Genomic DNA, 15863 nt, shown 5'->3' on the forward strand with positions numbered 1-15863 from the left:
AAAGGAGCTTTTTCGTTTAAAAAGTCCACCAAAGGTGATTTTTAGCGATTCGATTCTTTTTGTAAAACCCGATATCGTAGAGAGGCCGGAAACGGAAACTAGCGGTGAAAGGGTGGCGCAAAAGGATGAATTTGAAATCAGGCAGCATTGAGGGATTTGAACAGTTTTCGCAATTTGGGAGTTTAAAAGAGTTTAATCACCATATGGAAATGTGGATGCTGGAGCACAAGATGCATTTTTCCAAAGCGGAGCAAGTAGGCTTAAAGCGGCTTGTTCGTTTTGCTGCGAAACTCCCTGGCGTATGCAATGTCAAAATAGGCACAGTGTTAAAAGCGATTCATGAGGAATACCACGATAACGGTATTTCCCGTTCCACATTTAAGCGGATGATCAGCAAAGCAAAAAAATGTGGTATTTTCACTGTGTATGAAACAGAGCGTAAAAATGGTTCCCAGTCCAGCAATCTCTATGTGTTTAACCGTTTTCCCGTAAGTGAACCACCTAAACAGGAAACCATGAACCACCCTAAAGAAACTAGTAATCTTTTAAAAACTGAAAAAGATCAAAAGATAAAAAAACGTAAAGAAGAACCGTCTGAATTAAATCACACCTTTGTGAGCAACCGTGTTCCACAGGAATTTGTCCAATTTGTTAAATGCTTCTTCGATGATGCAAAGTTGATTGAAGACTATTGGCATATGGTTCATATCCTAGCTGTCGACTATAAGCTCCACAATGAAACGGATGTGATCGTTGCGATCGCTATCGATTCCTTTCGGCAATTAATCAGAAAACTAAAGTTTACAAAGGCCGTCAGGAAGCCAATTGCCTACTTTTATGGGATCCTGAAACAGAAGTTTTATCGTTATTACTGTGAGCAGTTAGCGGAAATGCGCGAAGAGGGAATCATGGAGGAGGTCAAACCCCATCAGTATACGATTAATGGCGAAACCTTTGAGTGGGATTGGCTGCACGGTGGAAGTGTGAGGATGGTTTATTCTGCTTAAAGTGGGACGATTCTCAAGTTCTATTGAACGTATGGTGATGAGTTAGAAGAAATGTCATTGTGCTCCGAGGTGACGTATTTTGACGCACTTTATGATAGAAAGTCTCTATTTATTAGTGCTGGTGATCGTTTTAATCAATCGTTTGATTAGTATCAAATCATGCCGTTCTTAGGTGGTTACTAGGTTTTATACGTTACTATTTGGGGCAAGGAAGAGAAAAAAATACCATGAACACTCCCTGTGGTTTCCGATTGTAGAAGAGGTAGTTTAGCACTAACAGTGAGGAGCCTTACCATCAGTAAATGAGGTTATTGGGGCTGGGGGGGCTGTGGTTACCGCTCTGATTTAATACCGGTGTCTGTCACGCCCCGGTATTTGTCGAAGATTGATAGAATTTAGTACTGCTTAAAGTACCTAATTTAGCCTTGTTAACTAGACGTGCCCCCTCTGTGTGATTACAGCAATGCAAAAGTGACAGCTCTGCCATATTTCAGTGACACCTCGGACAAAATCTAGTGACACTTCTGCCATATAGGAGTTTTTTTGTGATTAAATATCGCGAAATTCTGAGAATACAAGCTCAAAGTCTCAGTAACCGCAGTATCGCTTCAAGCTGTGGTTGTTCCCGAAATACTGTAAGAATCCTAGTATCTGTCACCGCCACGGATTTTGTTGAAGTTTGATAGAATGACTTGCCAATACTTCTCCTGTCTCTTTGACATAAACGATTAGTTTATTTTCATTATTTTTCATTTTCTGAACTTCTAGGAATTTTTGATAGGAACCGTGAGGCACCATAAAACGGTTCGAAGGAAATACCTTGTTTTCCTTCAGTACACTTTTTGTTATACCATTGTGATTTAATAGACTGACCTGCTTATGTGTTGCTTTTCCAGGAGGAATTCTTCGGCAGGTCCTCTTTTTGTCCCGTTGCGTTTTACCGTTTTCGGTTCTGCCTAGCTAGTACTAGTGACACGCACCCATTTTAAATATCCTTGCCTATTTTTTATCTATTTCGAGTTTTTTCGACATTTATTCCATAGCTTGTATGGAATAATAGGATAAAAGTACTTGGTGTAAATTTTTTAAATAATATTTTCTAAAGTACATTATATGTCCAAGTGAATAGTTATGATGAACATATAAGGTTGTTCTTAGATAATTGAATAGATGTGAAGGAGTAACCGATGAATTCGCAGCAGAATCAAACGGATCGCGTATTATCCATGTACGATCGTTTATGTAAAGGGCATGTACTCACAAAAAAAACAGAAGCCGATTCATTCCATGTGGGAGAAAAGACGATTCAACGTGACTTTGACAGCATTCGTGCATTTTTTGAAAATGAGAAAACAAATCAATCCTTAAAATATGACCGTAAGCAGAAAGTATATAGGATAGAAACGAGTGATGAAACATTCTTACGAAATGAAGAAATTTTAGCTATTGTAAAAATATTGATTGAATCTCGCGCTTTTCCTAAAACGGATATGAATCAGCTAATCGATAAGCTGACCAATCTCGCGCAACCTGCAAATCAAGTCTTTATCAAAAAAATGATATTAAATGAAAAGCACTTATACGTGGACTTACAGCATAAACAATCCTTGTTTGTTTTGTTATGGGAACTGGCAAAAGCTGTCCATACAAAGCGAATTATCAAGATACGCTACAAACGAGAACATGATCAAGAGGATAGAGAAAGAATTTTAAAACCCGTCGGATTGATTTTTTCGGAATATTACTTTTATCTAATTGCTTACCCAACAAAACGCGAACTTAACTTTCCAATCATCTTTCGTATCGATCGAATTACTACGTGTTATGTCACAGATGAACATTTTGATCTTCCCTATAGAGGGAGGTTCCAAGAAGGCGAATTTCGCAAACGAATTCAATTTATGTATGCTGGCGAACTAATGAAAATTAAATTCCGTTTCACAGGCCCATCCCCACAAGCCGTACTTGACAGACTACCAAATGCTTGTATTATCTTCAAAGATGATAACAGTGTCGTGTTTGAGGCAGAGGTATTTGGTCAGGGGATTAAAATGTGGCTGCTAAGTCAAGGAGAGAATTTAGAGGTTTTAGAACCCGAGGAATTGAGGAATGAAATGAGGGAGATTATTACGAGAATGGCAAGGCGATATCAATAGTTCCATTTAACTATCAGTATCGTATGACGAAGTAAGAAGATTAATAATGTTCAACCTGTGCTTAAAACTATTAATGTATCAAACTTTTATTGAAATCAGGGAGGAAATAGATAATGAGTACTATTTATGATGAAATAGAACGATTAAAAAAAGATTTAGAAAATGACCAGGATCAGAAACTAAAAATAGCCCTTTTTGGTCAACCAGGTGCTGGAAAATCATCTTTAATTAATAAAATTGTAGGAAGAAAAGTCGCTAATACTGGTCAAGGCACGGATATAACCGTGGATGCTCAAATCATTGAACACAATGATTTAATTTTAGTGGACCTTCCAGGCTACGGAACAAGTAAATTTGCACCTAACAGATGGTTTGAAAAATTTGAACCTGAACAATATGATTTGTTTTTATGCGTATTTTCGGGTAAATTCCATGAATCTGATTCAACTTTCTTTAAACAATTAAAGAGTAAAGATCGCGTATGTTTATTTGTTAGAAATAAGCATGATGATATTTGGGAAGATGGAAAAGAGATAGCAGAATTGGAAGAAGAAATTACCCAAGATGTTCAAAAACAGGTTGGCACCCCAGAACAGGTATTTTTTGTAAGTTGCCGAAGAGACTATGGACTAGACCGACTTATGGATGGAATCAGACAGTCTCTCGAACCTGCCAAAAGAGATAAATATGTTAGATCTGCAAAAGCATATACCCTTGAACATATTGAAAAGAAGAGAGCTTCCTGTGAATCTATGGTTTATAAATATGCAGGTTTGGCTGCAGCGAATGGATTAAATCCTATTCCTGGAGTGAATATAGGAGTCGATATTTCGGTCATGATGAAACTTTTTACTGAAATTAGAACAGTCTACGGACTAACTGATGACCGAATTAAGAGTCTCGCACCTACATTAATGCCACTAAGTAAAAAAATAATAGACTTTGCTTCAAAAGAAGGGGTAATTCTTCTGTTAAAAAGATATGCCGATAAAGAAATTGTAAAACAAATTGGAAGATACATTCCTTTTGTGGGGCAAGCAATTGCAGCAGTTGCAGGCTTTGGTATGACATTATCTGCAGGGAAGTCATATCTAGAAGACTGTCATACCCTTGCAGAGAAAATACTTGAGGAAGAACTATCCGTAAGTTCGAGGTAAGCATATGTGGTGGATTCCTGTTACACTTGTTGGTGGATATTTAGTAAAAAAAGTAAGGGAAGATAAAAAAACGTCCAGTTACACGCCAACAATAACAACGCTTGAAAGAAATATGAACCGATTATCACTTGCCCTTAATGAGATGAATAATAAAAAGAAGATTGCCGTTTTGGGACAACCAGGTGCAGGTAAGTCGACCCTGATTGATTTGCTTACAAGTCATCAATGTTCACCTCGTCCATCAATTGGTCAAAAAACGGATGCAACCAACTGGAGTGAAAGTATCGAAGTGGACTTGCTGTTTATCTATAGGGACTATGTTTTTGTTGATGTCCCGGGTTATGATACATCTACACACCCAATAGATCATTTTATTCAATCTTTTCCCTTCCATGAATTTGATCGCTTTTTATTTGTAGTTAAAGGAAAAATTCACCAAGCGGACGAAGAAATGTGGAACATACTTAAGGCGTTATCATTACTAGAAAAAACACAGATTGTTAGAAGTTATTCAGACACTTTAAACTCCAAGGAAAAACTGGAAATAAAGAAAGACTTATTCAGATACTTTAGAAAGAAGCCTTTATTTATAAGTAGTCGATATAAAGAGGGTTTAGAGGAAGTATTAAATTTCCTTTAACTATCGTGCCTGTCACGCCCCGAACTTTGTCGAAGATTGATAGGAATTTAGAGTGATGGAAAGTGATAGAATATAGTTGCAACTGAAATTGTAAGGGTGGTTGGTTGTGACACTGGGGAGATTAAATGAAATCACTTTTATTAGCAATTTTGGGTGCAATAGTGGCTTGGCTTGTGATTGGATTTATTTCAAAAGACTTTGAAACACATACACTTTATGCCGTTGTAATTGGAATAATTGTCGGAAATACCATAGGTAAAAGACAAAAATAGTAATCAGACCTCCAGTGGTGGGGTCTTTTTTATGCACTTCTAAGAATTTCAACAATAGTATGATGTGCCTGTCACGCCCGATATTATTGTATGAAACATTTTGTGGAATTTTTCGTATAAATAGGGGCAGCTAGAAATTCACCTTAGAAACATTTCTAAGGAGGTTAATATATGTTTGCAGAAAATCATTATATTCCAATTGTTAGATGGAGAAGGGGAGAGCAAAAGGCATTAGAGTTTCTAGACTCACAATTAAAAAGTAATATGACTCCTCTTATTGAGATCCCACCAATTCCATGGGACTTTGAAAATGGAATTCCAAAAAAAACGATAGATGAGCATCTTAGTAATATAGGAGCCCAAGTTAAGGTATCCTGGAATTATAATGGCCCAGTCTTTATTGATGCTTATCAAGTCTGTAACGAAGATGATGAAATAATGTCAAACGGTCAACATCCATTAAGTTTTATTATTAATGAAATGCATGCACAAAATATTGTTGCTATTCCAGTTACGGGAAGTAATAGAGGTCCTAATTATCAAAACGCTATTAAATCTATTATTCAAGAATACAACAATGGCTATTGTTTAAGATTGGAAGAAGTAGATTTTGATGATATCGAACAAATAGTGAATAGTACTAAGCTATTTTTTAATGTGAAGCTTGAAAATGTAGATATAATTTTAGATTATAAGTACATTAATCCAAACCATACATCACGTATGACCAGATTGGTTTCTGGTTCGATATCGGCAATCCCTGAGTTAAAAAAATGGAGGACTCTTACGTTTTGTGCAACGGCATTTCCAGAGAATCTGGGTGAGATTCAAACGGGTACAGATGGTAGTATTCCTCGTGCAGAATGGATTATTTATAAAAAGTTATTAAAAAGTAGTTTAGAGCGGTATCCGTCATTTGGTGACTATATAATTTCCAACCCTGAGTATTCAGAAATTGACCCTCGGTTTATGCAAATGGCTGCTAGTATTAGGTATACAGCGGATGATGAGTTTTTAATATTCCGTGGATACTCTATTAAAAGTAAAAAGTATAACGGATGGGGACAAGCCTTGGATATTACCAAAAGAATCGTTTCACATCAAAAATATTCTGGTAACCAATATTCTTATGGTGATGAGTATATCTATAATTGTTCAATTGGAAAAGAAAGTACGGGTAATCCAGAAACATGGAGACGGGTAGGAACAAATCATCATTTAACTTTAGCTGCTAAAGAACTTTCCAACCTTCACGTTGTTTCAACTGTTCATTTATCCTAAATTGTAATTCTTTTATTTCTAATTGACTAGCTAATCTCTTGTACAAAATAGTGCGCGGCTTGCTCAAGTAACCTTTGTGCAGGCCTTTATCTTTAAGAATTGAAATTGCCTCATCTTTCCAAAGAAGATGACTAAGACTTTCAGGATCGACATGAGAATTATATCTCCCTTTTCTAATCTCTCTAATAGTTAAATTACCCTTTGACTGTGTAACAATCCAGATCCCCCACCATTTTGGAATTATCCTGCGCACTTTTTCTAAAAAAATCCGCTGGGTAACTATTGTCATTCGATTAAAGACTTTGTTATAGTCTTCCATTTGAGAAGGCAACCTTAACAAATTGTCACTTTCACTTTTTATTTCAAACCCATGAAGTATTCCATTGATAACTGCAACATCAATTCGGGACTGTCCATGTAAAATTCCAAGTTCATGAACAATTTTAGTTTCAGGATCTTCAGAATATTTTTCTAGAAGCAGTTGTAATAAAACCATTCTAATATCTTTGTCCTTTAATTTTTCCATACTGCATCATCCTTCACTTGAATTCATGATGATATTAACACAAGAAAAATCTGCTGTCATCTCCGCAATTTGATCCTGGTGCCTGTCACGCCCCGAGATTTGTCGAAGATTGATAGGATATTGGCAGGATAGAAAATGATAGAATGGGTTTCAACTATATATTGTTAATCTTCTTTTCCTTAATAAGGGAAAGAGGTGATAACTTTGGGTTATGGTGTTTAGAATTATTCATAACAATGGATATAGCTACGGCAAAATATGAATCTTTTATGGCATTCATTCAAGAATAAAGGATAAAAGGCCACCTTTAAAGAACTAGGTAATTCTTTAAAGGTGGTTTTTCAATGTCTAAAAGGAGGATTGTTCAACAGGGGGAACAGGATTTTATTAATGGTGTTGTCAAAGCAATTATGAAATGTGATGTTTCAAATGAACATTATTTATTAGATTATAACGGGGTGCTAAAGTATAGAGCCTGTAAAGTGATAGATCCTAAATTAGAAAAGCAAATTGATAGCGGGGAAGTTAAAGCGAGATGTATATTCGAAAAATCGCTTATAAGAAATTTCCATTATAAGGCCGGAGGTGCCGATGATCTAGCAAAACAGTGGGCAATAAGGTCAGTAAAAAAAGTTATATTACATGGTAAAAAAACGTCCGTAGCGGTTTATGGTAGATAGCATGATAACGGTGTTTGTCAATGTTACCGGTGCCTGTGCGTTACGATCTTTAAAGTAGACATTTTACATTCTTTACTTTGCAAAGTAAAAGCCGATTGATTTTAATAAAATCAATCGGCTTTAACTATGTTTAATATCTATTATAGATTAACAGCCTCTGCTTTACTTGCCTGCTTTGCGTGGGTTTTTTTCATTGCAAATCTTGCAATGGGCTGTGCAAGTATCAACTCAATCCAAAATGCTACACCAAAGTTCCTAAACCAGCTGTGAAAGAAGTTCTGAAAAGGTTCAAGGCTTATTTGTTTCGTACCAACCCAAGTTCCTAGTATTGTAAGGAGAATAGACAAGACTGTAACATTCAATAAAGTATTCAATAACACTCTGGCATTAAATCCATCTGTTTGTCCTACGAATTTCGGCATCACTTTACCAACTAATGGCCCCGCAACAAATCTTACTAATATAATGACGATAATCCACATAATCGGAATAACCTTTAAGGTTTTCAAGTAATTTTCCTTACTGAAACCGAATTCCATCCCCATAATAATCGGTGCAATAGTGTTGACTGAAATAATCGAAATAATCAACATAAATATTATGCCTTCTTTTGGGCTTTGAGGCAGTCTATCTTCCTTATACATATTTTTACCCTCCGAAAAATTAAATTTTCAGATGGCAGACGTATCATTCGACATATATTTTTGGTCAGTTAAACTCACTAATACCAATATCTCTACACACACTGATTTTTTAATTTTAACACGATTTTAAAGGAATTCTAGACTTGAAAAAATTGAATATATGTGAGCAAAATATGGATCTTGGTGCCTGTCACGCCCCGGAATTAACCTAGACATCCATCACCCTGACGGTAGAGGCTGCAGAAGAGACGTGCTAGCAACACTTCTCTCTTTTTACGGATATGGCCAAGCTACCAGAAGTATTGCGGTCATCAGGGAATTGCTTATGTTCGATCACAACTAAAAATGAACAAATGATTGTGTTGAATGATGGAGAAAGAGCTGCTGGGTAAAAATAGCAGCTCCTAGTATGAATGCCCAATCCATCAGCATAAAAAGGCATCCGATTGGACTTATTCGGATGCCTTTGGGTGGTAGGGCTCTTTATGCCCCTCGTTTTGGTCCGTGCTGTGAGTAAGTGGATTTCGTTTCAGATCCAAGTGTCATTTTCATAAACTGCTCGGCGGTTTGCAGCTTATGATTGAAGGAATAAAGCTTTGAAGGGATCGTCAACGTTGTTCCATTGGTGAAATTGATGTTTGCCACACCGTTTACCGTATAGGTTCTTAGGATGTGCACAGGATTGAACCACATCGCGTCATCATGCTTCGCTGATTTATTAGGGAAAAGACAAATTCTATGTATCGGATTCACCATGACTGGACACATATGCTTATTACCAAGGAGGGATCTGGCTGTTTCCATTGCTCCACGTAAATCAAAACCGATGCACCGAATGGTATCATTGAGGATTTCTAAAGGAGCTTTATCCACGATAAATGTCCGCGTTGTTTCCCTTACCAGTGTGCATAACTTTGCATTCCGATCATACTGTCCGACCATGGTAATAAAATCTGAATTAATGATATATTTTTTTTCAATAAACAAAGAAATTCACTCCCTCATTGTTTTGGACTGTTTTTCTAAATATAGTATGTAGTTGGCTGAGCTTATTAAGTACGTTAATACCGATCTAGGAAATTATGTAACCCGTCTATTGACAATCAACCTTACTCACTTCCTTTTGCAAAGAGTTCGTATTTAAAGTAATTAGCCAGATAAATAAGCCACTTACAGTAAAGCGGTTTCATTTTGCTGCGCTGAACAAGTTCTAGGGGTGGATTCATGAGATGAGCTTTTTGTTAATTGGATTGTGGAATGAAGAGTAAATGATTTATCAAGGATGGGGTTTAAATCTACGAAGTGTTGCTCTCGGTGCCTGTCACGCCCCGGTATTTGTCGAAGATTATAGCGATTTCGTTCTTCTCTCGGTATTTTTAGAAGTTTCTTTGATGGCTAGTGACTACCAGTGTCGAAGTTTACCTAGTTTACCTGATGAAGCTCATCTAAGTAGTTGTAAAAGCTGGGAGAGGCGGCTTCTATATTAACTCAATAAACGGCAAAAAAGTAAGAGCTACTTACTCTTACTTTTTTGCCGTTTATTTGGTGATTATTGAAAGTTTTTAGATATAATATCATCAATCTGTGCCTGGTCAATCACGATCTGAGAGTTTTTAGCTTTTAAGATATCATCATAAAGCGTTTCACCATGTCCAGGTATTTGTTGGTAGGTTAGTTGTGTATTTGGATCAAAATCCTTGGCTGCCATCCCTAGACTGAGCATGTCGGATGTGGACATATTGGTAGCAACAACAAAATCAGGGATAGACTTAACTAATGAAGGCAACTTCGTTATATTACTAGGATCCAGTGCCTTTTTTGCAATCCCCTTTAATGCTTCCTCTTGGAGCTGTTGACGGCCATATTCTCCATTCTTAAGGGAGTAGCGCTCGTGGACAACCTCTGTCACCATTTTTCCATCAAAAGCATGTGTGCCGGCATTGACCACTTTATCCTTATTTTCAGGATACCATGGATGAGTTAATTTCACGTCAAACGGCACCTCCATATCAATGCCGCCGACAGCATCCACCATTGCTTGGAACCCACGATAATTCGTTTCTACATAGTAGTTAATCGGGACACCGGTTAATTCTCCAACTGCGTTAACCGCTGCTTCAATTCCTTTTGTTGCCCCTTTTTTGGCTTGCATAATATATTGGACACTCGTTAGCTTTGTATAGCCATATCCGTCTAAATGAACACGGGTGTCACGAGGAATACTGATAGCATTATATTTATGCTTATTTAAATCCACGTGAACAAGTACCATCGAATCAGAGTGCCCAATATTGGAATCTTTTCTCTCATCCGATCCAATCAGTAGTAAGTTAAAGACTGGCTCTTTTATTTCTTCCGTTTCCACTGGTGCTTCTTTATCATTTGTTTTTCCTGTGCTCACAACGGGTACGGTTGTAAAATGATTTTTTGGCTGCAATTCGTGGTATTCATAGGCGAAAGCCGCAGCTCCTAGGATTAACACGCCTAATATGCTTAATCCAATGATTTTCCACTTTTTACTTTTCTTTTTTTTCATATGTCCCTCCACACTTGATGAGTGCCTATTAGTTCCTTTATTAAATAACTGCTACGAATATATTGACGTTCGAAACAGAGAATAGGTTACGTCAATATTCGACAATTTCTCCAATATACTTCCATTTTTCTACTCTACCCATTAGAATAGCAAAAAAATAGGTAAATGGATACAAATAAACCCTGGTGCCTGTCACGCCCCGGAATTTGTCGAAAATTGATAGGTATTTAGATTAACAGAAAGTGAGCAGATGGCAATTTTCCGACAACCTGGAACGTCAAAATCAGTTGGTGATTGACGGATGGACCGTAATCCGCTTTTCTTTTGACCAAGTGAAAGAGAAGCCTCGACGATGCCAACAGATTGTTCAGCAAGTGATTGGCCAATGGCTGGGTGATGAACTGGACCAGACATCTTTGTCCATTGTCGAAAAGGAAGTACTCCGTCTAGCGGTTCGAAAAGGAGAAGCGATATCCCCTAAAGAGGTCGAGAAGTATTTGAAGCTAAGTGACAAGACGGTAAAAAAAGTACTTTCTCAACTAGTCGATAAAAAGATGCTGATTCCCTCATCTGGGGTCAAGAGGGTCCGCTCTTATCGGTTGGGAGATCAGGTTAAGCGCCCAATCTGGTAAATAGACGGAGAGATTCCGCCTATTGACTCGAAAAACATGAAAATGGGGCATTTTTCTTTGCATAAGCGGAAAACCTCCGCTTATTTACCCCGAAAAGAGCTCCATTCTGCATTTAACCGGAAAATCTCCGCTTATTTTACTGATGTCATGGCGGCAAACTTCTCGCCGGGTACCGTCATGGCGGACGGAATCCCGAATATTCTTGCGGCCAGTCAGCGTGCTGGAGTTAAGCGCCTAGCCTAAATCCAATACTTAAATTTACTATTAGCTGAAAGGTAAGATGCTATATAATGATATGAATGCTTTTAAACCTCAGGAAGGAATGAAAAAAATGTATTATTTTTTCCTCTTTTTAGTTGTAGTTATCCTTATCGTTTCATTGTTCATAGGCATACACCCAACATTTGGCGGCAACTCAATTAAAAAACAAAAACTGGTGTATGGTGGGTTTGATAATTTTTCTAATGGGAAATTTGTCAATCAGGTTCCAACAAAGATGAGCATGAGTGCTGCGGATCTCCTCTCCATGATGAAGGATTCTATTTTTGGAAGAAAAGATCGTAAACCTAGTGGTCCTATTCAGGTTTCAAGCATGGATTGGAATAAAATAAACAGTGAAGAAGATAATTTAACGTGGTTCGGGCACTCTGCTTTCCTAATGAGTATTGATAATAAAAAGCTATTAGTAGACCCTATGTTAGGACCCGTTGCTTCACCGGTTTCCTTCGCGGGCAGCAAACGATACGGTAAAGATATGCTGCATATTATTGATGAAATGCCATTTTTGGACGCTGTTTTTATTACACATGACCATTATGACCATTTGGATTATCCCTCCATTAAAAGACTGAAGAGTAAGGTCGGTCATTTTTTTGTTCCTCATGGAGTGGGTGCCCACCTCAATCGATGGGGAGTTGCAAAAGAAAAAATTACAGAACTCAATTGGTGGGACGAAATGGTGTTCCAAGGTTTAACTGTTGCTTTAACTCCTTCGAAACATTTCTCCGGCAGGGGAATTCTTAATCGCGATACTACCTTATGGGGTGGGTGGGTTATTCTTGGAAAAAATACACGTTTCTATACCAGCGGAGATGGAGGATACGATTCACATTTTAAGGAAATAGGAAAGAAATACGGACCATTTGACATGACCTTAATTGAAGGTGGTCAATATGATAAACGATGGCCTTGGGTACATATGACACCCGAAGAAGCTGTTCAGGCACATTTAGATGTAAATGGGAAGAATATGATGTTAATTCATTGGGGGGCTTTGACCCTTGCTTATCATGGTTGGACAGAACCGGTGGAACGGGCATTACAAAAGGCAAACGAAGCAAACGTTAAATTAATTACTCCTAAAATCGGCGAAACTGTTCCATTAACGGGAAAGTTTACTGTTCCCTTTTCATCTTGGTGGAGAATTTAGGTTGGGGAGTGCCATGGGGACGGTTCTGGTGGCTCTATCTTCATAGAGAACTGATGAAAAAGGGAAATGGAGGCACGGCCTCCATTTCCCTCGACTGAACCACATCATTAAGAAATCGATAAATTGTATTCTTCGATTTGTCTGATAAACTCAGAAGGAAGTATCTTCAGTTTGGCTGCAAGGTAAAAAATCATCGTAGATGTGGGGCATTTTTCATTGTTTTCTAATTTGCTTATGTAGGAACGGCTAGTAAAGTTACCAGCTAACTCTTCCTGGGAGAGTCGTTGTGTTTTCCTCAATTTCTTTAAAACAGGTCCGATAAATATTCTTTTTTGAGTGCCATGTAGCTGTTTGGTAGAAATAGTAATCACTTCTTTCGTGTTGTAATGGCTTTATTTGCATTCCTTTTGGTCTCCTACTAAAAGGGGACCCGATGGATGTTTCACAAGAGGGGGAATTTGCTAATCTCCCATGACACTAGCGAAATTATAGGTTCCAGCATCTCCTCTGGTGAGGGGTTTTCTTTTTTTCGGCTGAAGATTGCTAGCATAATGGTTGGGATGCTGGCAACGCTCCTGTGATAGTTGTTTTAATTGAAAGGCAATCTGCATCTTGTTATGGAACGAGTGGAGTTTGGAATCGATGATGAGTGTAAGCTCATTGCTAAGCTCCACCTCGGTCTTTGTGCCCCGCGGTTTTGTTTTGACAATATGATCAGGATTAAACCAAATACAATCACCTCTTTTAGCGGACTTATTTGGGAAGAAGCAAACGCCATGAAAGGGATTCACGATTACCGGGCACATCTTCCGATTGCCAAGAATCGACCTGGCCCCTTTGATGGCCCCATTCAAATTGAAGCCTATGTATAACAAGGTATCATCAAGCAGTTGGGCAGGGGTTCTGTCGACTAAAAAGGTTTCTTTTCCGAGAATGACTCGTGTGCATAGTTTCCCATATGGGTCGTATTCGCCTGTTACTAACACAATGTTTGGATCCAGTAAATAAAAGTGCTTAATCATTCTAATCGCATCTCCTTCACAATGGTTGATTGTGTTGATTAAATTGTTGCTAAACAAATCTACTTATGTAAGACTAGGCTGAGGTTTTGAATACGGTATACATGTGCTCACCTCTTTTGCTAACGTTACACGGTATGCTTTATGGTAGATGTTGCTAACCAATTTAATTGCTGAGGATGGATTACATTCTTGGAAGCGCTATATCTATATAATATTAAACACCATTCGGGTCTTTGTGCCTACTAACTATAGTGCGCAAAATTAATTAATTTTTGACATTTCTGTTACAAAATGGGACAGAAGGGGTGACCACGGGGACGGTTCTCCCGGCTTTTTTTAAAAATTTTTCTGATGGTTTGATATATCTCCGGACCATTAAAGAATTCGGCTCAATGTCACGGCTAGAATGATGTCCTTCATGATTAGGAAACTGTTTAAGTAGTCGCGGGCAGGCACGCAGATCGCTCTTATATTGTGCCAAATAATCAAAAATGACATCAAAAATCGCTTTTGCGCGTCAAAAAGAGCTTTTCATCATGAAATGCCACTCAAAAGTGAAAGTGAGCGATTCGCTTCTCGCTGCCAAACTCGGTATGGTCGAAGTGTCGGAAATAGACACACACGATGAAAGGGCGGCGCACATGATGAATGTAAAATCGGGGAGCATTGAGGGATTTGAGCAATTTTCGCAGTTTGAAAGTCTAAAAGAATTTAATCACCATATGGAAATGTGGCTGTTGGAACACAAGACAGCTTTTTCAAAGGGAGAACAAGTCGGACTAAAGCGGCTTGTTCGTTTTTCTGCCAAGATCCCTGGCATTTGCAATGCCAAAATTGGGACCATCCTAAAAGCGATTCATAAAGAGTATCATGATCACGGTATTTCCCGCTCGACGTTTAAACGGATGATTAGCAAAGCAAAACAATTGGGCATTTTCACTGTTTATGAAACGGAACGCAAAAATGGTTCGCAGTCGAGCAATCTCTATGTCTTTCACCGTTTCCCTACTAATGAACCACCCAAACAGGAAACCATGAACCACCTTAAAGAAACTACTAATCTTTTTAAAACTGAAAAAGATCAAAAGATAAAAAAACGTAAGCAGGAACCGTTCAAATTAGATCACACCTTTGTCAGTAGCCGAGTTCCAGTGCGTTTTGTCCAATTTGTCAAATGCTTCTTTTCAGACGCCATGATGATCGAAGAATATTGGCGGATGGTTCAGATCTTAGCCTTTGATTATCAACTGGATAAGGAAACGGATGTGATCGTGGACCTCGCCATCGATTCGTTCCGACAATTGATCCGTAAATTAAAATTCACAAAGGTTGTCAGGAAGCCAATTGCTTATTTCTATGGGATTCTAAAAGAGAAATTATATCAGTATTATAACAACCTGTTTGATGAAAAGCGGGAGGCCGGACTCGTTACCTATCAACCGTATCGGCATCACGTGAATGGAGAAATCATCGAATGGGATTGGCTGCACGGGGTGGACCAGGGGGACGGTTCTCATGGCTCACCTCATCACTTCGACACCCTTTTTACGCATATGGGTGATTAAATCTAGGATTAGCGCGTACTTATCCTCATCTAATCAAACGTTTGTGTAGTGTTGAAGGGTTGGGGGAATTGTAGGATTTTGTCTGTAAAAGAGAAGCCTATCTGATTTTGTGAGAAATTCGGTTATCGTCGAATGATTTCCTAACTAGTTTACGACAATTTTCTTTCGAGCTAGATGGGGAGGATTTGTATAGGGCGGTACATTCATCGGTTTTAATTAAACGTTTGAATAGTATAGCCTATACGGAATTTGGTCGAAGGGATGTCAGCTAGTGGCGATTCGGATGAATTCCGCTGTTGATCCTGGTGCCTGTCAC

The 15863-nt window shown here is 38.3% G+C and carries 17 protein-coding genes; 10 read left to right on the forward strand and 7 right to left on the reverse strand.

Annotated elements, in window-relative coordinates:
• Nucleotides 1-125 precede the first annotated feature (125 nt).
• The 6 genes from TY15_RS18050 (at nucleotide 126) to TY15_RS18070 (ending at nucleotide 6513) form a co-directional block, all read left to right on the forward strand.
• A complete protein-coding gene (locus TY15_RS18050) occupies nucleotides 126-1007 on the forward strand; it encodes a hypothetical protein (protein WP_074432835.1) in 882 nt (293 codons plus the stop codon).
• Nucleotides 1008-2194: 1187 nt separating this feature from the next.
• Complete coding sequence (locus tag TY15_RS18055; protein ID WP_040207191.1) at nucleotides 2195-3163, forward strand: helix-turn-helix transcriptional regulator; 969 nt, start codon at nucleotides 2195-2197, stop codon at nucleotides 3161-3163.
• A gap of 113 nt (nucleotides 3164-3276) precedes the next feature.
• Nucleotides 3277-4320, forward strand: a complete 1044-nt coding sequence (locus TY15_RS18060; RefSeq protein WP_052353832.1) for a GTPase — start codon at nucleotides 3277-3279, stop codon at nucleotides 4318-4320.
• 4 nt (nucleotides 4321-4324) lie between these two features.
• Complete coding sequence (locus TY15_RS18065) at nucleotides 4325-4960, forward strand: GTPase (protein ID WP_040207193.1); 636 nt, start codon at nucleotides 4325-4327, stop codon at nucleotides 4958-4960.
• Nucleotides 4961-5085: 125 nt separating this feature from the next.
• Entirely contained in the window at nucleotides 5086-5232 is a 147-nt protein-coding gene (locus TY15_RS24415; RefSeq protein ID WP_157042271.1) for a hypothetical protein, read from the forward strand.
• A gap of 171 nt (nucleotides 5233-5403) precedes the next feature.
• Nucleotides 5404-6513: a beta family protein gene (locus TY15_RS18070; RefSeq protein ID WP_040207194.1), complete on the forward strand. Its 1110-nt coding sequence runs from the start codon at nucleotides 5404-5406 to the stop codon at nucleotides 6511-6513.
• On the opposite strand, the gene TY15_RS18075 is transcribed toward TY15_RS18070, so the two are convergent.
• On the reverse strand, nucleotides 6464-7039 hold the full coding sequence (locus TY15_RS18075; protein WP_040207196.1) for a sce7726 family protein: 576 nt from the start codon (nucleotides 7037-7039) through the stop codon (nucleotides 6464-6466). The genes TY15_RS18070 and TY15_RS18075 overlap by 50 nt on opposite strands.
• Before the next feature lie 344 nt (nucleotides 7040-7383).
• On the opposite strand from TY15_RS18075, the gene TY15_RS18080 reads away from it, so the two are divergent.
• The gene (locus TY15_RS18080) at nucleotides 7384-7719 is read left to right on the forward strand and encodes a hypothetical protein (protein ID WP_040207198.1); all 336 of its coding nucleotides are present in this window, start codon (nucleotides 7384-7386) and stop codon (nucleotides 7717-7719) included.
• Nucleotides 7720-7859: 140 nt separating this feature from the next.
• Here TY15_RS18080 and TY15_RS18085 read toward each other — a convergent pair whose 3' ends face one another.
• The 3 genes from TY15_RS18085 to TY15_RS18095 all read right to left on the reverse strand — a co-directional run bounded on the left by TY15_RS18085 (nucleotide 7860) and on the right by TY15_RS18095 (nucleotide 10899).
• Nucleotides 7860-8363, reverse strand: a complete 504-nt coding sequence (locus tag TY15_RS18085; protein WP_040207202.1) for a DUF2798 domain-containing protein — start codon at nucleotides 8361-8363, stop codon at nucleotides 7860-7862.
• Nucleotides 8364-8846: 483 nt separating this feature from the next.
• A complete protein-coding gene (locus TY15_RS18090) occupies nucleotides 8847-9350 on the reverse strand; it encodes a competence protein ComK (RefSeq protein WP_040207203.1) in 504 nt (167 codons plus the stop codon).
• A 562-nt stretch (nucleotides 9351-9912) separates the two neighbouring features.
• The gene (locus TY15_RS18095) at nucleotides 9913-10899 is read right to left on the reverse strand and encodes an LCP family protein (RefSeq protein ID WP_042375084.1); all 987 of its coding nucleotides are present in this window, start codon (nucleotides 10897-10899) and stop codon (nucleotides 9913-9915) included.
• Between the two features lie 242 nt (nucleotides 10900-11141).
• Between TY15_RS18095 and TY15_RS18100 the strand changes: the two genes are divergently transcribed.
• Together TY15_RS18100 and TY15_RS18110 are read left to right on the forward strand one after the other, a co-directional pair.
• Nucleotides 11142-11531, forward strand: coding sequence for a hypothetical protein (locus TY15_RS18100; protein WP_244440959.1), 390 nt, complete (start codon nucleotides 11142-11144; stop codon nucleotides 11529-11531).
• Nucleotides 11532-11862: 331 nt separating this feature from the next.
• Nucleotides 11863-12960: an MBL fold metallo-hydrolase gene (locus tag TY15_RS18110; protein WP_040207257.1), complete on the forward strand. Its 1098-nt coding sequence runs from the start codon at nucleotides 11863-11865 to the stop codon at nucleotides 12958-12960.
• Nucleotides 12961-13067: 107 nt separating this feature from the next.
• Here the strand turns inward: TY15_RS18110 and TY15_RS25390 are convergent, their stop codons facing one another.
• Genes TY15_RS25390 through TY15_RS18120 form a run of 3 tightly spaced genes read right to left on the reverse strand, consistent with a single transcriptional unit; the run spans nucleotide 13068 to nucleotide 13982 of the window.
• Nucleotides 13068-13259 carry a helix-turn-helix domain-containing protein gene (locus TY15_RS25390; protein ID WP_392391441.1) on the reverse strand — a complete coding sequence of 64 codons (192 nt, stop codon included), beginning with the start codon at nucleotides 13257-13259 and terminating at the stop codon, nucleotides 13068-13070.
• Nucleotides 13216-13362, reverse strand: a complete 147-nt coding sequence (locus tag TY15_RS25010) for a hypothetical protein (protein ID WP_179301792.1) — start codon at nucleotides 13360-13362, stop codon at nucleotides 13216-13218. The genes TY15_RS25390 and TY15_RS25010 overlap by 44 nt, the downstream gene beginning before the upstream one ends.
• Nucleotides 13363-13421: 59 nt before the next feature.
• On the reverse strand, nucleotides 13422-13982 hold the full coding sequence (locus tag TY15_RS18120) for a competence protein ComK (RefSeq protein ID WP_040207208.1): 561 nt from the start codon (nucleotides 13980-13982) through the stop codon (nucleotides 13422-13424).
• Between the two features lie 536 nt (nucleotides 13983-14518).
• Here TY15_RS18120 and TY15_RS18125 point away from each other — a divergent pair.
• Nucleotides 14519-15547 carry a hypothetical protein gene (locus TY15_RS18125; protein ID WP_244440960.1) on the forward strand — a complete coding sequence of 343 codons (1029 nt, stop codon included), beginning with the start codon at nucleotides 14519-14521 and terminating at the stop codon, nucleotides 15545-15547.
• The last annotated feature ends 316 nt before the right edge of the window (nucleotides 15548-15863 follow it).

Origin of the sequence: Neobacillus jeddahensis, assembly GCF_000612625.1 — a bacterium.
Lineage (GTDB): Bacteria > Bacillota > Bacilli > Bacillales > Cytobacillaceae > Neobacillus > Neobacillus jeddahensis.